This window comes from Cryobacterium cryoconiti (assembly GCF_004403065.1).
In the GTDB taxonomy this organism is placed as follows: domain Bacteria; phylum Actinomycetota; class Actinomycetes; order Actinomycetales; family Microbacteriaceae; genus Cryobacterium; species Cryobacterium cryoconiti.
In genome coordinates, this window is sequence record NZ_SOHA01000041.1 from 20,898 (window position 1) to 45,983 (window position 25,086).

The window sequence follows — 25,086 nt, forward strand, 5'->3', positions numbered from 1 at the left end:
GGGTCTAGCGACCGAGAAGCTTCTTGATGACCTTGGTGTCGGCCTTGGCCAGCACCTGGTCGTGGTTCAGGCGGGACTTGCGCTGGGTGCTCTTGACCTCGAGGTTGTGGCGCAGGCCGGCCTGCTGCTTCATGATCTTGCCGGAACCGGTGACCTTGAAACGTTTCTTCGTCCCGGAGTGGGTCTTCATCTTAGGCATCTTTTTCCTCCAGTTTCGCTGCCTTATCAGCAACTTTGTCAGCCTTGTCGGCTACCTTTTCTGCCCGATCGGCAGCCTTGTGTGCGTTGATCTCAGCCTTGGCTTCCGCTTTGTTCTTCAGCGGGCCAACGACCATGACCATGTTTCGACCGTCGATGGTCGGGCTCGATTCCACGGAACCGAACTCGGCTACATCCTCGGCAAATTTTTGGAGCAGACGTACGCCCTGGTCGGGACGGGACTGTTCACGGCCACGGAACAGAATCATGGCCTTGACCTTGTCGCCGGCCTTCAGGAAGCCTTCGGCGCGTTTGCGCTTGGTCTCGTAGTCGTGCTTATCGATCTTGAGACGAAAACGAACCTCTTTCAGGATCGTGTTCGCCTGGTTGCGCCGGGCTTCTTTCGCCTTCTGCGCAGCTTCGTACTTGAACTTGCCGTAGTCCATGATCTTGGCAACTGGCGGCTTGGAGGTCGGTGCAACCTCAACGAGGTCAAGGTCGGCCTCCTGTGCAAGGCGCAGCGCAACATCGATGGCCACGACCCCTACCTGTTCGCCGTTGGGACCAACGAGACGAACTTCGGGGACGCGGATACGGTCATTTGTACGGGGATCGCTGATGCGTCTCTCCTCTTCTCATGCATCGTGGCTACAGCCAGGTGACGGATGTCGCCCGGAGACGAAGAGAGGAAGATCGCGTCTGGATTGCCGAGGATTTCTCCTCGTACATCACAGACGACACCCTGTCTACCTTCACGAACCGGACTCCTGTCGGAGTCCAGCGCCGCGAAGGCGGAGTGCAACTACCCGGTAACCTTGATGAAGCGGTATGCGCGGGTGGGAGATTATCCACTTTCGTACCGAGACTTGCATCTCGGAGCCCGGACGAGTCTAACAGAGGAATGCAGTGAGCAATAGCAACGACCAGGATGCCGCCCAGGCGACACGCGATATCGCCGATGTGCCGGCCGTGGAGATCATCACGACGGCCTCCGTCCACCTGATGAGCGCCGCCGCGGTCAAGGTCGGCCTCGCCGACGACCCGGACAACCAGATCGACCTGGACGAGGCGCGCAAGCTGATCACGGCCCTGGCCGGACTGATCACCGCCGCCGCCCCGGACATCGCCGACATGCATGCGCGCAGCCTCCGCGACGGCCTGCGGTCGCTGCAGCTGGCGTTCCGCGAGGCCTCGGCCATCCCCGACGCGATCGGCCAGGGCCCGGGCGAGAAGTTCACCGGCCCGGTCAACTAGCCCCCCTCACTCAGAAACCCGGCGAACCGACAGCTTGGGGGGGGTGCGGATGTCACCGCACCCCCCTTTTCTTGTCGGTTCGGCGGGTTTCTTCAGGTCTGGCATCGGGGGCACCAGGCGGTCACCCGCAGCTCGAGGTCCGAGCGGCCGAGGAGTCCGCGCTGGATGGTGCTGCCGCAGCGCCGGCAGGGCTGGCCGGCACGGCCGAAGACCCAGCTCTGCATGCCCCGGCGGCCGTTGCCGGTCGTGATCCGGTCCGTCCGGTCGCGGTTCGCCAGGATCAGGCGACGGGCCAGGGCCACCAGCCCCGGCACATCCGTCACCTCGCCGACCGGTCGGGTCGGCAGCAGGCCGCGCAGGAAGCACAGTTCGGTGACGTACTCGTTGCCGAGTCCGGCCAGATTGCCCTGGTCGGCCAGCGCGACGGCGACGGGCCGGTCGGGCCGGCTCTCGACGCGCCGAACCGCCTCCTCCGCGTGCCAGTCAGGGCCGAGCAGGTCAGGCCCGAGGTAGTCCAGCAGACCGGCCTCGGCGGAGATCGGCACCACCTCGAGAAGCCCGAGCTCGAAGCCCACCGCAACCCACTCCGCCGTCTCGAGCACGATGCGGGCCTGGAATGCGGGGCGGCGCCACGCGCTCCCCGGGCGGTAGACGTGCCACGACCCCTCCATCTTCAGATGCGAGTGGATGCTGGCCTCCCCCACGCGCATCAGCAGATGCTTGCCGCGGCTGAGAACCTCGTGCACGGTCTCCCCGGTCAGGTCGACGGTGGCGAAGGCCGGCACCCGCACATCGCAGCGGGTGAGCCGGCCACCGGCGAGGGCTCGGTGGAGGTTCTGGGCGCTGCGGTAGACGGTGTCGCCCTCAGGCATGGCGGTTCTCAAGCATGCAGTTTCAGCCCCCGCGGGGTGACGTCGAAGCCGGCCGCCTGCAGGGCGGTGCCCACCGGGGTTCCGATCACGAACACCCCGTTGACGGTTTCCACGCCGATCTTCGCGACCCGCCCGGCGGTGACCGTGCGGGCGAGGGACGCGGCGGCGGCGGTCACCACGGCATCCGTTTCGGCGGCCGGTTCCGCACCTCCGTCCGGCGCGGCCGGGTCGGCTGCCACGTCGAAGGCGAGCACGGTCTTGCCGCCGCGCTCGACGTAGAGCACCAACGCGCCGTCGACGAGCACGACCAGCGCACCGGCCTTGCGCCCCGGGCGGTGCCCGGTTCCGGTCGGCAGCGGCGGCCAGGGCAGCACGGAGCCGTACGGGTTGGCCGGGTCGGTGGCGGCCAGGGTGACGGCGGCGTGCTGCGCATGCTGCCCCTCGGCCACGAAGGACCGCAGCCGGTCGATCGTGCCGACCGTGGCGAACTGGGCGGCGCCGAGCCCCTCGATGAAGTAGCCGCGCCGGCACCGGCCCATCTCCTCGAAGCCGCTGAGGGTGCGGTAGGCGAGCGCGAACCCGCCGGTCACGCCCTCACCCATCACCGCGCCGCGCGTGACGACGCCGTAGCGTTCAAGCAACGTCTCGCCGAGGGCGTGCGCCCGCCGGGTGGGTGAGTCGTCGGCGACGGGCACGATCGACCAGCGGCCGGACACGGTGGGCGGCCCGGTGCGGGAGGGCAGGGTGCCCCGCGCCGGGATCCGCCCGCCGTGCAAGCGTGCCCGCGGGGCCGGCCGGCGGGTGCTGTGCGCCGCACGCCCGCCGGAGAGCAGGGCGCGCACGGGGGCGAACGTGTCGTTGCCCACCAACCCCGCCCAGACCAGGTCCCAGAGGGCGGCGGCAAGGGCGGCGTCGTCCTGGCTGCCGACGGCATCCGCCAGCTGCCGGAAGAAGAACCCTCCCCCACCGGCCAGGGTCGACAGGATCTCCTGCTGCAGCGCCGTGGTCTCCAACGGGGTGGGCAGCGGCAGGGTGAGCGGCGCTGTGTCGCGCAGGTGCAGGCTGACCCAGCCGTCGTTGCCGGCCAGCGTGCCGGCGCCTGCCCAGAGCACCTCGCCCGTATTGGTGAGCTCGTCGAGCAGGGCCGGCCGGTAGTCGGAGACGCGGGACGGCAGCACGAGGCTCTCCCAGGCCGACGCGGGAATGCGCGCGCCCTCCAACTGCTCGATGACGGATGCGACGCCGTCGATTCCGCGCAGGCGCCCGCCCACGTGCTGCCAGGCCGGCAGGAACCGGCCCATGGTGACCTGGTCGACCGGCTCCACCTCGTGCCGGAGCGCGGCCAGGGACCGACGGCGGAGGCGCCGCAGAACCTCGGCGTCGCACCACTCCGGCCCGGACCCGTGCGGACGGAATTCGCCCTCCATGAGGCGGCGGGCTCCGCCGAGGCGTCGGAGGGCGACAAGGGCGACCGCCGGGCCGAGTCCGAACCGCGCGGCCACCTCGGCGAGGGTGAACGGCCCGTGGGTGCGGGCGTAGCGGCTGATCAAGTCGCCGAGCGGGTCGGGCACCGGCTCGGTGAACACCGCCGGAACCCCCTGCGGCAGGGGAACCCCGAGCGCGTCACGGAGCCGGGCGGAGTCTTCGATGGCCGCCCACCACTGCTGGCCGGCGAATCCGACCGAGATGATGCGGCGGGTGCCGACAAGGACCTGCAGGCCCTCGGCTGCTCCCGGGGCAACGGCCGGGTCGAGGCGGGCGGCCACCTCCGCCTCGGTGAGCGGTCCGAGGCCGCGGAGCAGGTCGGCGATGCCTTCCACGCCGCGCGCCTTCCGATCGGGGGCGAGCCGTTGCAGTTCCAGGTCGGTCTGTTCGATCACGGCCGGGTCGAGCAGCTCCCGCAGCTCCACCCGGCCGAGGAGCTCCGCCAGCAGGCTGGAGTCGAGCGAGAGCGCGGTGGCGCGTCGCTCGGCGAGCGGGGAATCCCCCTCGTACATAAACGCGGCCACGTAGCCGAAGAGGAGGGTGCTCGCGAAGGGGCTGGCGGCATCCGTCTGGGTCTCGACCAGGCGCAGTGCCCGACTGTCGATGCGGCGGGTGAGGGCCAGCAGCGCGGGCAGATCGTAGACGTCCTGCAGGCACTCGCGCACGGTCTCGAGAATGATCGGGAAGGTGGGGAAGGCGCGGGCCACGTCGAGCAGTTGGGCGGCCTTCTGCCGCTGCTGCCACAACGGCGACCGGCGACCCGGGTTGTAGCGCGGGAGCAGCAGGGCCCGGGCGGCGCACTCGCGGAACCGTGCGGCGAACAGAGCCGATCCGCCGACCTCGTCGGTGACCAGCTGTTCGAGCTCGGCCGGGTCGAAAACGAAGAGGGAGCTGCCGGGCGGGTCGGACTCGGTGTCGGGGATGCGAACGACGATGCCGTCGTCGCTGGCGACGCAGGCCCCGTCGAGCCCGTAGCGCTCCCGCACGCGGGCACCGACGGCCAGGGCCCAGGGGGCGTGCACCTGCAGCCCGAACGGGGAGTGCAGCACCACCCGCCAGTCGCCGAGTTCGTCACGGAAGCGCTCGACGACGAGGGTGTGATCCGTCGGAAGGTGGCCGGTCGCGGCGCGCTGCTCCGCCAGGAAGGCCAGCAGGTTGTTGCCGGCCCGCTCGTCGAGGCCGCCGGTCCGGCAGCGAATCCGCGCCTCGTCGGCGGGGAGCGCCGACAGCTCCCGCAGGAACGCCCCGATCGCCTCGCCGAGCTCGGCCGGCCGCCCCAGGCCGTCGCCCTTCCAGAACGGCAGCCGCCCCGGCTCGCCGAACGCGGGGAGCACGAGCACCCGGTCGTGTGTGATCTCCTGGATGCGCCAGCTGGTCGTGCCGAGGGCGAAGACGTCGCCGACCCGGGACTCGTAGACCATCTCTTCGTCGAGTTCTCCGACCCGGCGGCCGGTGGTCTCGTCGCCGCCGACCATGAAGACGCCGAACAGGCCTCGGTCGGGGATGGTGCCGCCGCTGGTCACGGCCAGACGCTGGGCGCCGGGACGGCCCGTGAGGATGCCGGTGTCCCGGTCCCAGACGATGCGCGGGCGCAGTTCGGCGAACTGGTCGGACGGGTACCGGCCGGCGAGCAGGTCGAGGGTGGCCTCGTAGGCAGACCGCGGGAGCGAGTGGAAGGGCGCGGCGCGGCGGACGGTGTCGAACCATTCCTCGGCGTGGATGGGTTCCAGGGCGGTGGCTGCCACGGTCTGCTGGGCGAGGATGTCGAGCGGGTTGGACGGCACCTGGAGCGATTCGATCAGGCCGGCGGCCATGCGCTCGGCGGCGACGGCCGCATGGATGAGATCGGCCCGGTGCTTGGGGAAGATCACGCCGCGGGAGACCTCGCCCACCTGGTGCCCGGCCCGGCCGATGCGTTGCAGTCCGCTCGCCACCGACGGCGGGGACTCCACCTGCACGACCAGGTCGACGGCGCCCATGTCGATGCCGAGCTCCAGGCTGGACGTGGCCACCACGCACCGCAGACGCCCGGCTTTGAGGTCGTCTTCGATCAGGGCCCGCTGCTCCTTGCTCACGGAGCCGTGGTGGGCTCGGGCGAGCAGCGGCTCGGCTCCGTCGCTGTGGCCGCTCGCGCCCATGAGGGCGGCCGGCGCGCGGGACGCCGTTGCGCCGGCCGGCACCAGCGCCGGCTCCAGGGCATCTTCCAGGCGCTGTGCATAGATCTCGTTGAAGCGAGCGGTGAGGCGTTCGGCCAGCCGGCGGGAGTTCGCGAAGACGATCGAGGAGGTGTGCGCCAGCACCTCGTCAACGATGGCCTCCTCCACATGCGGCCAGATGGATCCGGTCTGCGGGGCGGCCGCGGCCGTGGCCCCCTCCCGCACCGGCACCGGGCCGACCTGGCTCATATCGTCGACGGGTACGACCACGCTGAGGTCGAATCGTTTCGTCGACACCGGCGCCACGATCTCCACGGCCGCGGATCCGCCGAGGAACCGGGCGACCTCGGCCGCCGGTCGCACGGTGGCCGACAGCCCGATGCGCTGCGCCGGATGCTCCAGCAGGTCGTCGAGGCGTTCCAGGGAGACGGCCAGGTGCGCGCCGCGCTTGCTCGCCGCGACCGCGTGCACCTCGTCGATGATGACCGTGTCGACGCCGCGCAGGGATTCGCGCGCGGCCGAGGTGAGCATGAGGAACAGCGATTCGGGGGTCGTGATGAGGATGTCCGGCGGTGTTTTGACCAGGCTGCGGCGCTCGGCGGCCGGGGTGTCCCCCGACCGCACCCCGACGGTCACCTGAGGAGGTGCGAATCCGAGTCTCTCGGCAGCCTGGACGATGCCCACCAGTGGCGCACGCAGGTTGCGTTCCACGTCGACGCCGAGCGCCTTGAGCGGCGAGATGTAGAGCACGCGGGTGCGCGGGGGTGCCGGAACCGCTGCCGGTGGCGCCGCCGCTGCGTTGGACGGGGCTGCGGAGGGCGCTGCCGCCAGGCGATCGATGGCCCAGAGAAACGCGGCGAGCGTCTTGCCGGACCCGGTGGGAGCCACGACCAGCGCGTGGGCGCCGCGGGAGATCGCATCCCACGCCCCGAGCTGCGCCTCGGTGGGTGCGGCGAAGGCCTGCGCGAACCAGGCCCGGGTCGCCGGTGTGAATCGGTGCAGAACCTCGTTCATGTGTCCATCCTCGCCGATACGTCTGACATCACCCACCGCGCCCGCTCGAACAAATTCGACGGAGATTTCGAGTCAAACACGCGATTTTGACCACAAACGGGGCGTTTTGGGCAAAATCTCCGTCGAATTCGTCAGGAGCACGGATGCGGCCGACTACTTGGAGGCGACGAGCTGCACGGTGAGCGAGTCGACCTGCGTGGCGATCAGGTCGCTCGCCGACCAGCGGGCGGCGAGCCGGGCAAGGGTCGCGTCGAGTTCGGTGCGGGTCAGGCCGTCCACGAGTTCGAGGCGCACGACCAGTTCCGGGCCGGCGAGCCGGGCGGCCGGGTCGCCCGGGGCCAGCTCCACTCCGAGCACGCTCAGTTCGGAGGCGACGGACTCGGCGAAGGCCTCCGCGACGGGCCGGCTGGCGTAACTGGGCGTCCAGGGCAGGGACTGCGCGATGGCCCACAGGGCGGGCCGGCGCACGACGAACTCGGTCGGCGCGGTCGGGTCGAGCACGACCAGGTCGGTGTCGTCCTGGGCCGCGGCCAGCGCCACCCGGATGCCGTCGGACGGCACGGGACGAGCCTGCGTGTTCCAGGCCGACATCGCGGCAACGGAGGAGAACACCGGCAACACCGTGCGTCCGTCGGGTCCGGCGACGGTGATGATCGAGAGTTCCTGGGTCTTGTCGACGACGAGACCGGCGTCGGTGGTGCCCGAGTCGCCGAGCGCGGTGACCAGGGGGATGAGCAGACGGGCCGTGCGCAGGGCGTCGACGACCGTCTCCTCGCCTGCCTCCCGGGAGTGGAACCGGTGCAGCGCCTCGAGCAGGAACTCCGGTGCCAGCCCGTCGTCGTCGGAGTGCAGGCTGGGCGAGAACGTGCGCCCGGCCCACGGCTGCCCCGCGGAATCGCCGCCGCCGGGGCCGCCGGGCAGGCCGGTGGAGCCGAGGTTACGCGCCCGCGACATCCAGCGCCTCGCCCAGGGTGAACGCCCCCGCGTAGAGGGCCTTGCCGACAATGGCACCCTCGAGGCCGAGCGGCACCAGTTCGCGCAGCGCGCGGAGGTCGTCGAGGCTGGAGATGCCGCCGGAGGCGACGACCGGGCGGTCGGTGCGCTCCATCACCTGGCGGAGCAGGTCGATGTTCGGGCCCTGCAGTGTGCCGTCCTTGGTCACGTCGGTGACGACGTAGCGGGAGCAGCCCGCCTCTTCGAGGCGGGCGAGCACCTGCCAGAGGTCGCCGCCCTCCTTGGTCCAGCCGCGGGCGGCGAGGGTCGTTCCGCGCACGTCGAGGCCGACAGCGACGGCGTCCCCGTGCCGGGCGATGACCTGGGCGGCCCACTCCGGGTCTTCCAGGGCGGCGGTGCCGAGGTTGATCCGGCTGACGCCCGCATTCAGCGCAGCGTCCAGCGACGCATCGTCGCGGATGCCGCCGGACAGCTCGATCTTCACGCCCGTGACCTCGCGGATCACGGTGCGGATGACATCCGTGTTGTTACCGCGCCCGAACGCGGCGTCGAGGTCGACGAGGTGGATCCACTCCGCACCCTGGCGAGCCCAGTCCCGGGCCGCGTCGACGGGGTCACCGTAGTTGGTCTCGGTACCGGCCTCACCCTGGGTCAAGCGCACGGCTTTGCCGTCGGCGACGTCGACGGCGGGCAGCAGAACGAGACGGGGGGCAGGGTTGTTCTCAGTCATGGGTGTCCTCGGTTGGGAGTGGTCGCGGCGACCGGTTCAGTCAGGAAAGGGGAAGCTAGTCGTGGAGGGTGCCCAGCCAGTTGCTGAGCAGACGGATGCCGGCCTCACCGGATTTCTCCGGGTGGAACTGGGTGGCTGTGAGCGGTCCGTTCTCGATGGCGGCCAGGAACGGCCGACCGTGCTCGGACCAGGTGAGAATCGGCTTCGGGAACGGCGGCATGACGTCGAGGGTCCAGTCCTGGGCGGCATAGGAGTGCACGAAGTAGAACCGCTCCTGCTCGATGCCGCGGAAGAGGGCTGACCCTTCCCCCGGCGTGACCGTGTCCCAGCCCATGTGCGGCAGAACGGGCGCGTCCAGCCGGGTCACGGTGCCCGGCCATTCGCCGAGGCCTTCCGTGTCGATTCCGCGTTCGACGCCGTGCTCGAACATGACCTGCATGCCCACGCAGATGCCGAGCACCGGGCGTCCGCCCGCGATCCGCCGGTCGATGATCTCATCGCCCCGCACGGCGGTCAGCGCCTGCATCACGGCGCTGAACGCCCCCACACCGGGCACGACCAGGCCGTCGGCCTCGAGCGCTTCACGGCGATCGCTGGTCAGCGTGACGACAGCCCCGGCCAGCTCGAGAGCCTTGACTGCCGAGTGCACGTTTCCCGTGCCGTAGTCGAAGACGACGACGTTGGTCACAGTGCACCCTTGGTGGACGGGATGCCCGACACCAGCGGGTCGAGCGCCTTGGCCTGCCGGAAGGCACGGGCGAAGGCCTTGAACTCGGCTTCGGCGATGTGGTGCGGGTCGCGACCGCCCTGTACCGTGACGTGCACGGTGAGGCCGGCGTTGAAGGCCACGGCCTCGAACACGTGGCGCACCATCGATCCGGTGAAGTGGCCTCCGATCAGGTGGAATTCGAAACCCGCCGGTTCTCCCCGGTGCACGAGGTACGGGCGTCCGGAGATGTCGACGACGGCCTGCACGAGCGCCTCGTCGAGCGGCACCAGGGCGTCGCCGTACCGGGAGATGCCGGATTTGTCCCCGAGGGCCTGCTTGATGGCCTGCCCGAGCAGGATTCCGACGTCTTCGACGGTGTGGTGCACGTCGATCTCGATGTCACCGCGCGCCCGCACCGTGAGGTCGGTCAGCGAGTGTTTCGCGAACGCGGTCAACAGGTGGTCGTAGAACGGGACCGAGGTCTGAATGTCGGACTCACCGGTGCCGTCGAGGTTGAGCGACAGGTCGATGCTCGACTCGCTCGTCTCACGCTGCAGGTGGGCGAAACGGGGCGGAGTGGACGCTGAAGAGAAGCTCATACGCCTAGTTTATTGGCCTGATCCGGTCACGGCTGCCCGAGCGCTTCGATGGCGGTGAGGAAGGCGGTCGTCTCCGCTTCGGTGCCGGCGCTGACTCGCAGGTGGCCGGGGATGCCGACGTCCCGCACGAGGACGCCGTCGGCCAGCAGGGCTTCGAACGTGGCCCGCGGGTCTTCGACCCCGCCGAACAGCACGAAGTTGCTCGCACTGCGCAGCGGCGAGTACCCGAGGCAAGTCAGTTCGGCCGAGATGCGGTCGCGCTGGGAGCGGATGTCGTCGACCATCGCGAGCATCGCCGGCGTGTGGGCGAGGGCGGCGACTGCGGCCGCCTGGGTGAGCGCCGACAGGTGGTACGGCAGGCGCACGAGGCGCAGCGCATCCGTCACGGCCGGGTCGGCGGCCAGATACCCGACGCGGGCTCCGGCGAAGGCGAACGCCTTGCTCATGGTGCGGGAGACCAGCAGACGCTCCCGGCCGGGCAGCAGGCTGAGCGCACTCGGCGCGTCGGTCGGGCCGAACTCGTAATAGGCCTCGTCGACGACGACGACACCGTCGGTCGCGTCGTAGACGGCCGCGATGGTGTCCAGGGACAGCGGTGTGCCGGTGGGGTTGTTCGGCGAGCAGAGGAAGACGAGGTCGGGGGCGACCCGGTTGACCCAGTCGACGGCCGTGGCCGGGCTGAGCTCGAAGTCGGCGTCGCGCCCGCCGGCGATCCAGCGGGTGCCGGTTCCGGAGGCGAGCAGCGGGTACATCGAGTATGTCGGTGCAAACCCGAGCACGGACCGCCCGGGACCACCGAAGGCCTGAAGCACCTGCTGCAGCACCTCGTTGGACCCGTTCGCCGCCCAGATGTTCTTGCGGGTCAGCCCATGGCCGAGGTATCGGGCGAGGGAATCGCGCAGTTCTGTGAATTCCCGATCGGGATACCGGTTGACGGTTTTCACCGCGACCGCCAGCGCAGAGACGATGTCCTGCGCCACCTCGTCCGGGATTCCGTGTGTGTTCTCATTCACATTGAGGGCCACCGGCACATGCAGTTGGGGGGCCCCGTAGGGAGTGAGTCCGCGCAGATTATCGCGGAGGGGCAGGTCGCTGAGACTGGTCACTCCCCCCATATTACCGGCGGACGTATCGCACGAACGGGTTCGGCCGAATCAGGGCCCGCTGGACCAGGACTGAGTGAATCAAAACTCGTTCGGCAGGGCGAGCCTCTGACCGGGCTGCACGCTGTCGGACGGGAGCTGGTTGAGGCTCACGATCTCGGCGATGACGTCGCGCGGGTCGGACGTCGGGGCGATGGTCTCGGCGAGTTGCCAGAGCGACTGCCCCGATTGAATGGTCACGTAGTCGAAGGCCGTGGCCACACGGCCGACCGTCGAGCTCTCGGCGGCTGCCAGTCCGCCGTTCAGAACGACGACGAGTGCCGCGGCCACGAGCGGAAGGCCCGCCAGCGCCGTGAAAACAACGCGACCGCGCCGGGTCAGACGCAGTCGGCTGCGCCCTGTCGCGATGGGGGCGCCAAGATCAAGTGCAGTGCTCATATCCAACCTCCTGTAAGAAGACGCATCCGGCTCTCGGCCGGGAGAGCCGGATGCGAACTTATGTTCCGAATGTATATTCGATATTTCGAACAATCAAGCCCTATTCGGTACTTTCTGAAAAGATTTTTCCGACACACTCGAATACATGTTTGTTTTCTGAGCGTGAGATGGATACAGTTTCGATTGTCTGATTGAAACTCAATCAGGCACCCCCGACATTCGCGTGAAACGGTCGCCGTCACGGCTGCTGCCAGCGCACCACTCAAAACGAGGAGCGACGAACGTGGCACAAGACACCAGCGGTCCCCGCGACAAGGGCGGCACCAGACGGCGCAAGAGCCTGAGCGAGAAACAGCTCGCCATCCTCGACGTGATCCAGCGCTCGGTCAGCCAGCGCGGTTATCCGCCGAGCATGCGCGAGATCGGCGACGCCGTCGGGCTCGCCTCCCTGTCGAGCGTCACCCACCAGCTCAACCAGCTTGAACTGAGCGGTTATCTGCGCCGCGACCCGAATCGTCCCCGCGCCCTCGAAGTTCTGATCGAGATTCCGCAGTCGCCCGAAGACGCCACGTCCGGCACGGAGAGTTTCCACACCGGGGTCCAGGTCGGTGATGCCGCGATGGTGCCGCTCGTCGGCCGCATTGCGGCCGGAATTCCGATCACCGCCGAACAGCAGATCGACGAGATCTTCCCGCTCCCCCGCCAGCTCGTCGGTAAGGGCGATCTCTTCATGCTCAAGGTGACGGGCGAGTCCATGATCGACGCGGCCATCATGGATGGTGACTGGGTCGTCGTTCGGCAGCAGAAGACCGCGGAGAACGGCGAGATCGTCGCGGCCATGCTCGACAACGAGGCCACCGTGAAGGTGTTCCGCCAGCGCGACGGACACACCTGGCTGCTCCCCCGCAACACGAACTTCGAACCGATCGTCGGCGACCACGCCGAGATTCTCGGCAAGGTCGTGGCGGTGCTGCGCTCGGTGTAGGCCGGATCACGGCTCGGGGTCTCGCGGTCTCGACAGGCTCGACCAGCGTCGTGGAGACTCTGATTTGTCGGGTCACCACAGGGTTCAGGAGGCCGGGCACGAACACCGTTTTTCGGTGTCGTGCCCGGCCTCCTGCGTGAGTGCCGCCGGCGCGGACTACGCGGACACGGTCAGGCTCGCACGCACGGCGTGGGTGGCGGCGAGCATGTTCCGCAGAGACTGCACCGTCTCGGCATAGCCCCGGGTTTTCAGCCCGCAATCCGGGTTCACCCAGATCTGGCCGGACGGGATGGCCCGGGCGGCTCGCTCGAGCAGGTCGGTCAGCTCGGCGACACTGGGAACCCGCGGCGAGTGGATGTCCCACACACCCGGGCCGATCCCGTGGTCGAAGCCGGAGGACTGGATGTCCCCGACGACCTCCATGCGCGACCGTGCCGCCTCAATGCTGGTCACGTCGGCGTCCAGATTGCGGATCGCGTCGATGACGACGCCGAATTCGGAATAACACAGGTGCGTGTGGATCTGCGTCGCCTCGGCCGCACCGGCGGTGGCCAGGCGGAACGAGCCCACCGACCAGTCGAGGTATTCTGCGTGGTCCTCCTTCTTCAGCGGCAGCAGTTCTCGCAGTGCGGGCTCGTCGACCTGGACGATCTGAATTCCCGCTCTCTCGAGGTCGGCGATTTCATCGCGGAGCGCCAGGGCCACCTGCCGGGCCGTGTCGCCGAGCGGCTGGTCATCGCGCACGAACGACCACGCGAGGATCGTCACCGGGCCGGTGAGCATCCCCTTCACCGGTTTGAGCGTCAGACCCTGGGCGTACGCCGACCACTCGACCGTGATCGGCTGCGGCCGGGACACATCTCCCCAGAGGATCGAGGGGCGCACGCACCGGCTGCCGTACGACTGCACCCAGCCGTTCTCGGTGACGGCGAACCCGTCGAGATTCTCGGCGAAGTACTGCACCATGTCGTTGCGCTCCGGCTCGCCGTGCACCAGCACGTCGAGGCCGATTTCTTCCTGCACCGTGACCACGCGCGCTATCTCGGCCCGCATCAGGTCTCGATAGTCAACGGTGCTCAGCGACCCCTTGAGTAATTGCGCCCGGGCCCGACGGATGTCCCCGGTCTGCGGGAACGATCCGATCGTGGTCGTCGGCAGGAACGGCAGATTCAGGGTGGCCTCCTGGGCCGCCACCCGTGCGGCGTAGTCCACGCGGGTGAAGTCGGTCGGGGTGAGGGCCTCCGTGCGCACGCGTACGGCGCCGTCGTGCACGCCGGGCGCGACCCGTCTCGCGTCGAGGGCTGCGGAGGCTGCCGCGAGGTCGGCGGCGATGGCAGCACGCCCCTCGGAGAGCCCCCGGGCGATCGTGGCCACCTGGGTGACCTTCTGGTCGGCGAAGGCCAGCCAACTCTTCAACTCGTCGCTCAGCGCCGATTCGTCGTCGACGTCGTGCGGCACGTGCAGCAACGACGTCGAGGTGGAGACCGTGACCCGGGGTGAGAGCCGCGCCAGACCGGCCACGGTCACGAAGGCCGTCGCCAGGTCACCGCGCCAAATGTTGTGGCCGTCGATGACGCCGGCAACCAGCGTCGTCGTCTCCAACCCGGCCGTCACGGCCGGCACTTTTCCCCGCACCAGGTCGAGCCCGATGGCTTCCACCGCGGTCGCTGCGAGAACGGGCAGGGCGTCGTCGAGACTGCCGTAGGGTGCTGCGACAAAGATGGAGGGGCGCTCGGCGAGGCCCCCGAGCGTGGTGTACGCGGAGTGAACGGCGGTCAGGGCATCCGCTCTCGGGATGTCGATGCTCTCGCTGACGAGGGCAGGTTCGTCCAGTTGCACCCATTCGGCGCCGGCGGCGCGCAACCGCTGCAGCAAGGCCGCGTAGACGGGCACGAGGTCGTCGAGGCGTTCCAGCGGGCTGAAGCCGGCGGGAGCCGCGTCGCTCGGCTTGCTGAGCAGCAGGAACGTGACCGGGCCGACGATGACCGGACGGGTCAGGAATCCGGCTGCCTTCGCCTCCACGAACTCCTGCACGAGACGGTCACTGGCGAGGGAGAACGCGGTCTCAGGACCGATTTCCGGCACCAGGTAGTGATAGTTGGAGTCGAACCATTTGGTCATCTCGAGCGGCAGATGGTCGCCGGCACCGCGGGCGAGAGTGAAGTACCCGGCCAGGTCGAGGCGCCCGTCGGCATCCTGGAGATGAGCGAACCGGGCCGGGACGGCGCCCACCGTGCACAGGGCGTCCAGAACCTGGTCGTAAAACGAGAACGATTCCGGGATGGAGGAGTCATCCCGGCCGAGTCCGAGCCGCACGAGGCGCTCCCGGGTACTCCCGCGCAGGGCAGCAGCGGTGGTTTCGAGCTCCCCCGCGGTGACCGATCCGGCCCAGAACGCTTCGACGGCCCTTTTCAGTTGACGGCGCGGGCCGATGCGGGGATAGCCGAGGATGGTGCCGGCGGGGAACGTGGGGAACGTGGTCATGAGTACTCCTTGGCGGGGTCAGAGGCAGACGGGGCAGAGACAGAAGGGGCAGGGACGAGAAGACCGCAGCCGTCCAGAACGGAGAGCACGGTCTCGTGCTGGTTGAAGGCGTACAGGTGCAGACCGGGAGCGCCGCCGGCGATGAGTTCCCGGGCCAGTTCGGTGGCCTGACGGATGCCGATGTCACGCTGGCCCTCTTTGGTCGGCTCCACCTCGAGCGCGATCGCAAGCTCGGACGGAAGTTCCTCGCCGGACAACTCCAGGATGCGGCGCAGCCGGGCCGGACTCGTGACCGGCATGATCCCGGGCAGGATCGGGAACTCGACCCCGGCGGCCCTGGCCCGTTGGATGAAGCTGAGGTAGTGGTCGGCATGGAAGAACAGCTGGGTGATCGCCAGGTTCGCGCCGGCGGCCTGCTTGGCCAGCAGCGTGTCGATGTCCTGGGCCGTCGACCGGGAACGCGGGTGACCGTTCGGGAAGGCCGCCACGGCGATGCGCACCTTTTTCCGGTCGCGCTTGATCGAGCGTGCTGCGGGGAGTCCGGGGATGACGGATTCGCGGTACGGCTCCCGCTCGGCCTGCACCCGGTGGATCAGCTGCACCAGTTCCGCCGCACTGCCCAGGTCGCCGAGGAAGGCCTCCCCCTCACGAACGCCCTCCGGCGGATCACCGCGCAGGGCCAGGAAGCTCCGCACCCCGGCATCCAGGAATTCCCGGATCAGCTGGCTGGCTTCCGCGTTCGACGATCCCACACAGGTGAGGTGGGCCAGCGGGTCCACCGTGGTGGTGCGCAGGATGTGGGTGAGCACGTCCAGGGAGGATCGCCGGGAGGAGCCGTTCGCGCCGTAGGTGACCGAGATGAACTCGGGGCCCGCAGCGGCGAGCCGCTCGATGGTGGCGTGCAGCGCGGACGTGGCGGCATCCGATTTGGGCGGATACAGCTCGAACGAGAACGGGATGTTCCCGCAGTCAGGGTCCGAGGTGTTGGGCATTGCTCCTCATTCGACAGTTGCCAGTGGCGGGCACTGGGGCCGGGCGGCCGCGGACCGCCAGTCAGGACAGGCGGGTTTTCGCGGGCGGGTGCCGGGCTCGGCTGTCGCTCCATGCCGCCGGCCGGAAGGCCCGCGGCAACGATTGAGAAGACTCTAACAAGCACGCCGCACGGGAGGCAGGCCTGTGACCGAATGTGTCACGAGACCAGACCTCAGCGGCACCGGCGAGCAGGCACGGCGCGGAAACGAGCGCAACGAGACGCGTTCTGTTACGGCGAGGCCTGACCGGAGTCGGTGCGGAACGGCAGCGGAGATCAGCCGGCGACGGCCGGCCGAACAGCGAACGGCTCGAACTGGGCCTGGATCTCCTCGGTCACCAGCGCAGTCACCTCGGTGCCCGTCTCGGCATAGTCGGTGGAGAGAACGGTTCCCTGCTCGTGCAGAACGGCGATCAGGTCGCCCCGCTCGTAAGGGATCAGCAGCTCGAGCTTGATCGACGGCCGCGGCAGCAGGTCGGCGGCGGTCGCGAGCAGTTCGTCGATCCCCTCACCGGTGCGGGCGGAGACGAAGATGCCCTTCGGCCAGAGTCCACGCAGCACGAGCCGGTCGTCCTCGCTGATCAGGTCGCTTTTGTTGAAGACGACGATTTCGGGGATCTCCCGGGCGCCGACCTCGGCGATCACCTCGCGCACGGTCGACAACTGGCTGGCCGGGTCTGGGTGCGAGCCGTCGACGACGTGCACGATGACGTCGGCGTCGGCGACCTCCTCGAGGGTGGAGCGGAACGCCTCCACCAACTGGTGCGGCAGGTTACGCACGAACCCGACCGTGTCGGTCAACGTGTACAGCCGTCCGTCGGTCGTGGTGGACTTGCGCACCGTGGCGTCCAGGGTGGCGAAGAGGGAGTTCTCGACGAGAACGCCGGCTCGGGTGATGCGGTTGAGCAGGCTGGACTTACCGGCGTTGGTGTAACCGACGATGGCAACGGATGGCACGGCGTTGCGCTTGCGATTGGCCCGCTTGGCCTCGCGGGCGGGTTTCATTTCCAGGATCTGCTTGCGGAGCCGGGACATCCGGGTGTGGATGCGTCGGCGGTCTAGTTCGATCTTGGTCTCTCCGGGGCCGCGCGAACCCATGCCGGCACCGGCACCACCGACCTGGCCACCGGCCTGGCGGGACATCGAGTCACCCCAGCCGCGCAGGCGGGGCAGCAGGTACTCGAGCTGGGCGAGTTCGACCTGCGCCTTGCCCTCCCGACTCTTGGCGTGCTGGCTGAAGATATCGAGGATCACGGCGGTGCGGTCGATGACCTTGACCTTGACGACATCCTCGAGCGCGCGCCGCTGGCTGGGGGCGAGCTCGGTGTCGGCGATGACGGTGTCGGCGCCCATCATTTTGACGATGCCGGCGACTTCCTCGGCCTTGCCCTTGCCGAGGTAGGTGCTGGCGTCGGGCTTGGCCCGGCGCTGCATCAGGCCGTCGAGCACGGTGGCGCCGGCGGTCTCAGCCAACGCGGCGAGTTCGCGCATGGAGTTCTCGGCATCCGCCACGGTTCCGTGCGTGTACAGGCCGATCAGTACGACGTTCTCGAGCCGCAACTGACGGTATTCGACCTCGGTGACGTCCTCGAGTTCGGTGGAGAGGCTCGGCACCCGGCGCAGGGCGTTGCGGTCTTCACGGTCCTGCTGCGCTCCGTCGTGGCCCTCGTCGTCCGGCGACGGGGCAGACTCGGCCTGCAGCGCCTGGGCGGAGCCGCTGCGGAAGAGCGAATAGCCGGCGGCCTTGCTGTCGGCGCTGGCGAGAACGCGTGCGACCACGTCGTCGGTGTCGTCGGTGTCGATTGACTCAGTCATTCCTTTAACACTAGTTCCTCGATGCTTGGTAAGTTCCCTCTATGCCTTCCGACCACTACTTCACCCCGGCGCCCGACAACACCCTGAAACTGCGCCAGGTGACCGTGCAACTCGGCGGCCAGACCCGCGAACTGACCACCGCCAATTCGGTGTTCAGTCCCGACCACATCGACACCGGTACGCAGGTGCTGCTGAACAGCGCGCCCACCCCTCCGCCCGGCGGTGACTTCCTCGACCTGGGCTGCGGCTGGGGCCCGATCAGCCTGCACCTGGCTCTCGCCTCCCCACGGGCCACGATCTGGGCCGTGGACGTGAACGAGCGCGCCCTCGACCTGGTGCGGTTGAACGCCGAGAAGCTCGGCCTCACCAACGTCACCGCGGTGCTGCCCGAGCAGGTGCCCACCCATGTCACTTTCCGCACCATCTGGTCGAACCCGCCCATCCGGGTGGGCAAGACCGAACTGCACACCATGCTGCGCACCTGGCTGCCGCGCCTGGAGCCGGGTTCGGATGCCTGGCTCGTCGTGCAGCGCAACCTCGGCTCCGATTCCCTGCAGCGCTGGCTCGACGGTGACCTTCCCGACGAGTTCAGCACCTCTCGCCACACCATCAGCAAGGGCTTCCGGGTGCTGCGGGTCGACCGCAAGGGCTAGCTAGCCCGCCCCGCGGACCTGCGCGGCGGTCGGCGCGGCTCAGCCGAGGTGGAAGACCCCGTCGAAGACGAGTTCCGCCGGGCCGGAGAGGGACACGTGTTCGCCGTCTTCGGTCGGGAACATGCGCACCCCCAGCGTTCCGCCGGTGACCTCGACCTGCCATTGATTGGGGGCGCCCGCGCCGGCCCAGTGCCGGGTGGCGAGGGCCGCGGCGGCCGCGCCGGTGCCGCAGGAGAGGGTTTCACCGCTGCCGCGCTCGTGCACCCGCATCCGGATGCGGCCGACGCCGTTGACGATCAGCGGGTCGTGCGGCAGCACGAATTCCACGTTCGCTCCGGCGGCCGGGTTCGGGTCGAGCTGGGGCACGAAGGTGAGGTCGACGCCGGCGAGTTCGTCGTCGTCGGCCAGGGCCACGACCACATGCGGGTTGCCCACGTTGATGCCGAGGCCGGGTCGGGCCACGGGCAGGTTCTTCGCCCGCACGAGCGGTTCGCCCCCATCGAGTCGCCACCGGCCGAGGTCGACCTGGTAGCCGGCCGCGCCGCGCTGCACGTCGCGCACGCCGCCGCGGGTGCCGATGCTGAGGGTTTCACCCCGGTCCAGGGTGGCCAGCCCCTGCTCGACCAGGAAACGCGTGTAGACCCGGATGCCGTTGCCGCACATCTCGGACACGGTGCCGTCGGCGTTCCAGTAGTCCATGAACCAGTCGGCACCGTCGTCTTCGGCGAGGGCGGCCGCACCGGCGGCCAGGTTCTTGGAGCGCACCGCGCGGATGATGCCGTCGGCGCCGATGCCGAAACGTCGGTCGCAGACCGCTCGGATCTGGCTCGGGGTGAGGACGATCTGCCCGTCCGGGTCGGAGAAAAGCACGAAATCGTTGCCGGTGCCGTGGCCCTTGGTGAATAGCAGATCAATACCCATGGGATCAGTTTAGGAGGCCGGGCCGGGCGTCCAGTGTTCGGCCGGCTGGGCAGGGTCGGCGAGACGGGCCAGCGCGAGGGCGACCCGGTCCGGGGCGCCGGCGTCGATCCAGTGCGTGTCTGCGGAGCGCTTGAACCAGCTCACCTGACGCCGGGCGTACCGGCGGGTGATCTGTTGCGTCTCCTCGATTGCCTGCGCCTGACTGATCGTTCCCGCCAGTTGGCCGAGCGCCTGGGCGTAGCCGATGGCCCGGCTGGCGGTGACGCCGCTTTCGATCCCGTCCGGGATCAGGCCGCGCACCTCCTCGACGAGCCCGCGGGCCCACATGCCCTCCACCCGGGCGTCGAGGCGGGGGGTGAGCTCGGCGCGCTGCACGCGAAGGCCCACGGTGACCGCGGGCATCCAGTAGACGGGTTCGTCGGGCAGAGCGGCGGTATGGGGTGCCCCGGTCAGTTCCACCACCTCGAGGGCGCGCACCAGGCGACGCCCGTTGCTGGCGCCGATACGAGCCGCCGCGACGGGGTCCACGGCCTTGAGCCGGGCGTAGAGCGCGCCGGGGCCCTGTTCGGTCAACTCCGCCTCGAGTCGGGCGCGCAGCGCGGCGTCCGTGCCGGGGAACTGGAAGTCGTAGACCACGGAGGACACGTAGAGGCCGGATCCTCCGACCAAAATGGGCACGCCGCCGCGGGAGAGCACATCGGTGATCGCCGCACGGGCCTCCGTCTGGAACCGGGCGACGGTGGCCTCGTCGGTCACCGCGAGCACGTCGAGCAGGTGGTGCGGGATGCCGCGGCGTTCCGCCACGCTCAACTTGGCCGTACCGATGTCCATGCCGCGGTAGAGCTGCATGGCGTCGGCGTTGATGATCTCCGCCGCACGCCCGTCCCCGGCCAGGCGTTCGGCGAGGTCGAGCGAGAGATCGGACTTCCCGGTGCCGGTCGGCCCGACGATGACGACGAGCGTCGGCTCGGCGCCGATCGGTCCGGGAGCAGCGACCGCCGGCTTCGGAGCGGGCACCGGCCTAGCGCTCCCCGTCGGTGACGTCGTAGATCGGAGTGGTGCTGGAGGCGTTCGTGACCGGCGACCCCACGCGCAGAGTGGGGAGTCCGAGGGACACCGCTCCGGGCGCACCGCCTGGACCACCGTGGCTGGGCACGCCGCAGGACTCAGCCTCGAGGCGGTCCCACGCATCGCCGGCGATCGTGCGGCGGATGCGCAGCGGCGTCCCGTCGACGGAGTCGGCGATCAGGTGGAACGGGGCGGCCTGCGTCACGGTGACGGTCACCAGGTCGCCGGGCCGGGGCTGTTCGGATCCTGCCGGCACGTCGAAGTGCACGAGCCGGCTGTCGGGTGCCCGGCCACTGAGCCGGTGTGTGTCGGCATCCTTGCGGCCCTCGCCGTTGGCGACGAGGAGTTCGACCTCGCGACCGACCAGGGTCTGGTTCTCCTCCCAGGAGATGCGCTCCTGCAGCACCGCGAGGCGCTCGTAACGGTCCTGAACGATCTCTTTGGGGACCTGATCGGGCATCGTGGCCGCGGGAGTCCCAGGACGGATGGAGTATTGGAAGGTGAAGGCGGTCGCGAACCGGGCCAGTTCGACAACCCGCAGGGTCTCCTGGAAGTCCTCCTCGGTCTCCCCCGGGAAACCAACGATGATGTCGGTGCTGATCGCGGCGTGCGGCATCTGGGCGCGTACCCGGTCGAGGATGCCGAGGAACCGCGCCGACCGGTAGGAGCGACGCATGGCCTTGAGGATCCGGTCCGACCCGGACTGCAGCGGCATGTGCAGCTGCGGCATGACCGAGGGGGTCTCGGCCATGGCGTCGATCACGTCGTCGGTGAAGGCGGCCGGGTGCGGGCTGGTGAAACGGATGCGTTCCAGCCCCTTGATCTCGCCGACCGCGCGCAACAGCTTGCCGAACGCGAGCCGGTCTCCGAATTCCACCCCATAGGAGTTGACGTTCTGGCCGAGCAGAGTGACCTCGATGGCCCCGTCATCGACCAGGGACTGCACCTCGGCGAGGATCTCGCTGGGCCGACGGTCCTTCTCCTTGCCGCGCAGCGCGGGCACGATGCAGAACGTGCAGGTGTTGTTGCAGCCGACCGAGATGGAGACCCAACCGCTGTAGCTCGAATCGCGTTTGGTGGGCAGGGTGGACGGGAACGTCTCGAGGGAATCCAGGATTTCCAGCTGGGCCTCGCCGTTGTGCCGGGCCCGCTCGAGCATGCTCGGCAGGGATCCCATGTTGTGCGTGCCGAAGACGACGTCGACCCAGGGGGCCTTCTTCAGGATGACGTCTTTGTCCTTCTGGGCCAGGCAACCGCCGACGGCGATCTGCATGCCGTCGTGGCGACGCTTGACCGAGGCCAGTTGACCGAGGTTGCCGTAGAGCTTGTTGTCGGCGTTCTCGCGCACCGCGCAGGTGTTCAGCACGACGATGTCGGCTTCCGCGCCGTTGGCGGGCACATAGCCGGCTGCCTCGAGCGAGCCACTGAGCCGCTCGGAATCGTGCACGTTCATCTGACAGCCGAAAGTGCGCACCTCGTAGGTGCGCGTGCGTCCCTCTGAGTCGTGCGCCGCCGACGACGGAGCAATCAGGGTCGGTGCGCTGAGGCTGGGTGAGGGGGGCGTGGCGGTGCTGCTGGTCATAGTGTCTTCCAGCTTACGCGGGAGACCTGCGAAACCGGGCCGTGGTCGGTTCTGCGTCCGGAGCCGGCCCCGACCCCGGGACCACGGACTACTGAAACCGGACGCGCGACGTCGATCCGCCGCGGGAGTCCATGGCCGCCTTGACCGCGACGCGCACGATGGACGAGTTGTACCCCTTGCGCATCAGGAACGCGTTCAGCCGGCGATCGATGGTCTGGTCATCGAGCCGGCTGAGCTGACCCACCCGTTTGCACGCGATCTCGATGGCCCGTTCCGTCTCGTCGTCGGGCATCTCGTCGAGCTTCTCGACGATCAGCTCCGAGTCGAGTCCGCGGCGGCGCATCTCGGCCTGCACCCCGGAGCGGCCCAGTCCCTTGCGCTCGTGGTGGCTGTGCACGATCTGGTCGGCGAGTCGCCCCTCGTCGATGTAGCCGAGTTCGATGAAGCGCTCGATGACCTCTTCGATCTCGTGCGGGTCGATCTCGGTTCCGGCCAGAACCGCGCGGGCCTCGGATGCCGACAGTGAACGTGCACGCAGGCGCAGCAGCAGAACCGCTTCGCCACGCTCACGGTCGACCACGGCCCGCGCCGCCGCGCTCTCCGGCGTTTCTTCCGCCTCGTCGCCATCAGGCTCATCCGCGTCTTCGACGCCGTACGGGACGGCGTACGGAGCATCGCTGTCGGGCGGGCCGACGTGGGGAGCGGAAGCGACCGGGGCGAGGGTCGCCGGCGCGGCACCGCCGAGGTAGGCGACGGGCGCCAGGCGTTCCCCGCTGGGTTCGGCCACTCCGGGCTCAGCCGGCTGTGCCGCGGAACCCCGCCCCGCGCTGGTGCCGCGGGCCGCGCTCTTGCGGCGTGCTGCGCTCAGCGATGCGACTTCGTCGGCCGGCTCGAAGTGGACCATGCGCTACGCCCCCTTGCGGGCGGCGAGCCGCGCCTGAACGGCCTCGGCCTTGGCGGCGGCGGCTTCCTTGGCGGCCGCCGCGGTCACCAGCGCCGCCGCGGCGTCGATTGCCGCCTGAGCCTTCTTGGCTGCCGCACCCTCCGGGCTGATCCCGAGCTTGAAGAGGATCTTCTGCTCGATCTCGTTGGCCATGTCCGCCTCGCGCAGCAGGAAGTTGCGCGAATTCTCCTTGCCCTGGCCCAGCTGGTCGCCGTCGTAGGTGTACCAGGCGCCGGACTTCTTGACGATGCCGTGGTCCACACCGAAGTCGATCAGGCTGCCCTCCCGGGAGATGCCGATGCCGTAGATGATGTCGAATTCGGCCTGCTTGAAGGGCGGTGCCATCTTGTTCTTGACGACCTTGACCCTGGTGCGGTTACCGACGGCCTCGGTGCCGTCTTTCAGGGTCTCGATCCGACGGATGTCGAGGCGCACCGACGCGTAGAACTTGAGCGCCTTGCCGCCCGCGGTGGTCTCGGGGCTGCCGAAGAAGACACCGATCTTCTCGCGCAGCTGGTTGATGAAGATCATGGTGGTGTTGGTCTGGCTCAGTCCACCGGTGAGCTTGCGCAGGGCCTGCGACATCAGCCGAGCCTGGAGGCCGACGTGCGAGTCGCCCATCTCGCCCTCGATCTCGGCGCGCGGCACCAGGGCGGCGACGGAGTCGATCACGATCAGGTCGATGGACCCGCTTCGCACCAGCATGTCGGCGATTTCCAGGGCCTGCTCACCCGTGTCGGGCTGCGAGACGAGGAGGGCGTCGATGTCGACGCCGAGCTTGCGGGCGTATTCGGGGTCGAGGGCGTGCTCGGCGTCGATGAACGCGGCGATGCCGCCGTTTTTCTGAGCGTTGGCGATGGCGTGCAGGGTGAGGGTGGTCTTACCCGAGGACTCCGGCCCGTAGATCTCGACGATCCGGCCGCGGGGCAGGCCGCCTATGCCGAGAGCCACGTCCAACGCAATCGACCCGGTGGAGATCGTTTCGACGGGGGCGCGTTCGTCGCTGCCCAAACGCATGATCGAACCCTTGCCGAACTGGCGGTCGATGGCCGCGAGGGCGGTGTCGAGTGCCTTTTCGCGATCTGCTGATGATGCCATGAGTGGTCTCCTTCGGTCGTGCGTTTCGGCGCCTATAGGCTGTCGAACCTGGCTGCCGGGAGGACCCCGGCACCCGCTCTCAACAAGGCATGTGCTCTCTGTCGATGACAAAATCCGACTGTACGCGGCACGTCCGACACAGGCCGAAACGGGGAGCGGCAGTGAAAAGTCCGTCTTCGACTCCTGCTGTGGAGGAGCCTATCAAGATGCGAACACGCATTCGACAATTCCGCGTAATTGGAGGCGTGTCGCACGATTCTGTTCCGAGGACACGTTGGACGCCCCAGAAATTTCGGGGTAGTCGCGGTCGGGGTTGTCGCGGGATGTGGCGCGTATGTCTAGCTTCGCGCGGCGGGAAGGCCGGCGCCGTACCAGCGGGCCTTCGGGACATCCGTCTCGGCACAGAGGGCCAGCCAGACGTCGCGCGCCGAAGCACCGCCGGCCAGAGCCTGGTCGGCGGTGCATCCGAACGGGGTCAGGATGAGATCGCGAGTGAGGACGCGGCCGTAGCCGTCGCCGAACTCGTCGCTCAGAGCCTGTCGGAACTCGCTAAGACGCATGCGGTGGAACTAGCGCACCATCATGCCGTCGTAGGTGGCCACGAGTTCGTCGGGCACGGTGTCGGGGAATCGATCGATTCCCTCGATGACGGCGAGCCGATCGCCGACTTCGCGCATGATGACCGAGATCGGGGTCTCCAACGCCTCTGCAACGGATGCCAGAATCTCCGAAGAGGCTTCTTTCTGGCCACGCTCCACCTCACTCAGATATCCGAGGGCCACGCTGGCCTTGCTCGCTACCTGACGGAGTGTGCGCCCTTTCTGCAGGCGGAAGTCCCTGAGCACATCGCCGATTTCCTGTCGAACAAGAATCATCGGAACCTCCTTCTCGTACTGATTCGTCGTGCGTATCGAGTACTGCTTGATACTTCTGGCGCCCACTCAACCGGGAGGTTTCGTGTGTTGGATCGCAAGAGTACTACAACCTTCAACACC

At 68.7% G+C, this 25,086-nt stretch carries 23 protein-coding genes; 3 read left to right on the forward strand and 20 right to left on the reverse strand.

Features of this window, described 5'->3' with window-relative positions; translation table 11 throughout:
- Positions 1-4: 4 nt before the first annotated feature.
- Both rpmI and infC read right to left on the reverse strand, forming a co-directional pair.
- Entirely contained in the window at positions 5-199 is a 195-nt protein-coding gene (rpmI, locus tag E3T49_RS14440) for a 50S ribosomal protein L35 (protein ID WP_104101228.1), read from the reverse strand.
- Complete coding sequence (gene infC, locus E3T49_RS14445; protein WP_104101226.1) at positions 192-818, reverse strand: translation initiation factor IF-3; 627 nt, start codon at positions 816-818, stop codon at positions 192-194. Before infC ends, rpmI begins: the two co-directional genes overlap by 8 nt.
- A 286-nt stretch (positions 819-1,104) precedes the next feature.
- On the opposite strand from infC, the gene E3T49_RS14450 reads away from it, so the two are divergent.
- Positions 1,105-1,452 carry a DUF1844 domain-containing protein gene (locus tag E3T49_RS14450; protein WP_134425606.1) on the forward strand — a complete coding sequence of 116 codons (348 nt, stop codon included), beginning with the start codon at positions 1,105-1,107 and terminating at the stop codon, positions 1,450-1,452.
- A gap of 92 nt (positions 1,453-1,544) precedes the next feature.
- Here the strand turns inward: E3T49_RS14450 and E3T49_RS14455 are convergent, their stop codons facing one another.
- The 8 genes from E3T49_RS14455 to E3T49_RS14490 form a co-directional block, all read right to left on the reverse strand.
- Positions 1,545-2,324 (reverse strand): DNA-formamidopyrimidine glycosylase family protein, encoded by a 780-nt coding sequence (locus E3T49_RS14455; RefSeq protein ID WP_134425607.1) that lies wholly within the window; start codon positions 2,322-2,324, stop codon positions 1,545-1,547.
- Positions 2,325-2,332: 8 nt separating this feature from the next.
- The gene (locus E3T49_RS14460) at positions 2,333-6,979 is read right to left on the reverse strand and encodes an ATP-dependent helicase (RefSeq protein ID WP_134425608.1); all 4,647 of its coding nucleotides are present in this window, start codon (positions 6,977-6,979) and stop codon (positions 2,333-2,335) included.
- Positions 6,980-7,132: 153 nt separating this feature from the next.
- Complete coding sequence (locus E3T49_RS14465) at positions 7,133-7,933, reverse strand: SseB family protein (protein WP_134425609.1); 801 nt, start codon at positions 7,931-7,933, stop codon at positions 7,133-7,135.
- Positions 7,917-8,663 carry a bifunctional 1-(5-phosphoribosyl)-5-((5-phosphoribosylamino)methylideneamino)imidazole-4-carboxamide isomerase/phosphoribosylanthranilate isomerase PriA gene (gene priA, locus E3T49_RS14470; RefSeq protein ID WP_134425610.1) on the reverse strand — a complete coding sequence of 249 codons (747 nt, stop codon included), beginning with the start codon at positions 8,661-8,663 and terminating at the stop codon, positions 7,917-7,919. Before priA ends, E3T49_RS14465 begins: the two co-directional genes overlap by 17 nt.
- Before the next feature lie 55 nt (positions 8,664-8,718).
- Positions 8,719-9,351: an imidazole glycerol phosphate synthase subunit HisH gene (gene hisH, locus E3T49_RS14475; RefSeq protein WP_134425611.1), complete on the reverse strand. Its 633-nt coding sequence runs from the start codon at positions 9,349-9,351 to the stop codon at positions 8,719-8,721.
- Complete coding sequence (hisB, locus tag E3T49_RS14480; RefSeq protein ID WP_134425612.1) at positions 9,348-9,971, reverse strand: imidazoleglycerol-phosphate dehydratase HisB; 624 nt, start codon at positions 9,969-9,971, stop codon at positions 9,348-9,350. Before hisB ends, hisH begins: the two co-directional genes overlap by 4 nt.
- A gap of 26 nt (positions 9,972-9,997) precedes the next feature.
- Entirely contained in the window at positions 9,998-11,086 is a 1,089-nt protein-coding gene (locus E3T49_RS14485) for a histidinol-phosphate transaminase (protein WP_134425613.1), read from the reverse strand.
- Between the two features lie 69 nt (positions 11,087-11,155).
- Positions 11,156-11,512 (reverse strand): LysM peptidoglycan-binding domain-containing protein, encoded by a 357-nt coding sequence (locus tag E3T49_RS14490; RefSeq protein ID WP_134425614.1) that lies wholly within the window; start codon positions 11,510-11,512, stop codon positions 11,156-11,158.
- A 283-nt stretch (positions 11,513-11,795) separates the two neighbouring features.
- On the opposite strand from E3T49_RS14490, the gene lexA reads away from it, so the two are divergent.
- Positions 11,796-12,497 (forward strand): transcriptional repressor LexA, encoded by a 702-nt coding sequence (gene lexA / locus E3T49_RS14495; protein ID WP_134425615.1) that lies wholly within the window; start codon positions 11,796-11,798, stop codon positions 12,495-12,497.
- 156 nt (positions 12,498-12,653) lie between these two features.
- Here the strand turns inward: lexA and metE are convergent, their stop codons facing one another.
- The 3 genes from metE to hflX form a co-directional block, all read right to left on the reverse strand.
- Positions 12,654-14,981 (reverse strand): 5-methyltetrahydropteroyltriglutamate--homocysteine S-methyltransferase, encoded by a 2,328-nt coding sequence (gene metE / locus E3T49_RS14500; RefSeq protein WP_134425616.1) that lies wholly within the window; start codon positions 14,979-14,981, stop codon positions 12,654-12,656.
- Positions 14,978-15,973, reverse strand: coding sequence for a methylenetetrahydrofolate reductase (locus tag E3T49_RS14505; protein ID WP_134425617.1), 996 nt, complete (start codon positions 15,971-15,973; stop codon positions 14,978-14,980). Before E3T49_RS14505 ends, metE begins: the two co-directional genes overlap by 4 nt.
- Before the next feature lie 314 nt (positions 15,974-16,287).
- Positions 16,288-17,826, reverse strand: a complete 1,539-nt coding sequence (hflX, locus tag E3T49_RS14510; protein WP_134425618.1) for a GTPase HflX — start codon at positions 17,824-17,826, stop codon at positions 16,288-16,290.
- Positions 17,827-17,867: 41 nt separating this feature from the next.
- Between hflX and E3T49_RS14515 the strand changes: the two genes are divergently transcribed.
- On the forward strand, positions 17,868-18,479 hold the full coding sequence (locus tag E3T49_RS14515) for a class I SAM-dependent methyltransferase (RefSeq protein ID WP_134425619.1): 612 nt from the start codon (positions 17,868-17,870) through the stop codon (positions 18,477-18,479).
- Between the two features lie 39 nt (positions 18,480-18,518).
- Here E3T49_RS14515 and dapF read toward each other — a convergent pair whose 3' ends face one another.
- From dapF to E3T49_RS14550, 7 genes are all read right to left on the reverse strand, one after another.
- Positions 18,519-19,400 (reverse strand): diaminopimelate epimerase, encoded by an 882-nt coding sequence (dapF, locus tag E3T49_RS14520; RefSeq protein WP_134425620.1) that lies wholly within the window; start codon positions 19,398-19,400, stop codon positions 18,519-18,521.
- A gap of 9 nt (positions 19,401-19,409) precedes the next feature.
- Complete coding sequence (gene miaA / locus E3T49_RS14525; protein WP_420898561.1) at positions 19,410-20,417, reverse strand: tRNA (adenosine(37)-N6)-dimethylallyltransferase MiaA; 1,008 nt, start codon at positions 20,415-20,417, stop codon at positions 19,410-19,412.
- A 4-nt stretch (positions 20,418-20,421) separates the two neighbouring features.
- Positions 20,422-22,050 carry a tRNA (N6-isopentenyl adenosine(37)-C2)-methylthiotransferase MiaB gene (miaB, locus tag E3T49_RS14530; protein ID WP_134425621.1) on the reverse strand — a complete coding sequence of 543 codons (1,629 nt, stop codon included), beginning with the start codon at positions 22,048-22,050 and terminating at the stop codon, positions 20,422-20,424.
- 88 nt (positions 22,051-22,138) lie between these two features.
- Entirely contained in the window at positions 22,139-22,954 is an 816-nt protein-coding gene (locus E3T49_RS14535; RefSeq protein ID WP_134425622.1) for a regulatory protein RecX, read from the reverse strand.
- Between the two features lie 3 nt (positions 22,955-22,957).
- Entirely contained in the window at positions 22,958-24,091 is a 1,134-nt protein-coding gene (gene recA / locus E3T49_RS14540; RefSeq protein WP_134425623.1) for a recombinase RecA, read from the reverse strand.
- A 338-nt stretch (positions 24,092-24,429) separates the two neighbouring features.
- Entirely contained in the window at positions 24,430-24,651 is a 222-nt protein-coding gene (locus E3T49_RS14545) for a DUF3046 domain-containing protein (RefSeq protein ID WP_134425624.1), read from the reverse strand.
- 9 nt (positions 24,652-24,660) lie between these two features.
- Positions 24,661-24,966, reverse strand: coding sequence for a helix-turn-helix domain-containing protein (locus E3T49_RS14550; RefSeq protein ID WP_134425625.1), 306 nt, complete (start codon positions 24,964-24,966; stop codon positions 24,661-24,663).
- Positions 24,967-25,086 lie beyond the last annotated feature (120 nt).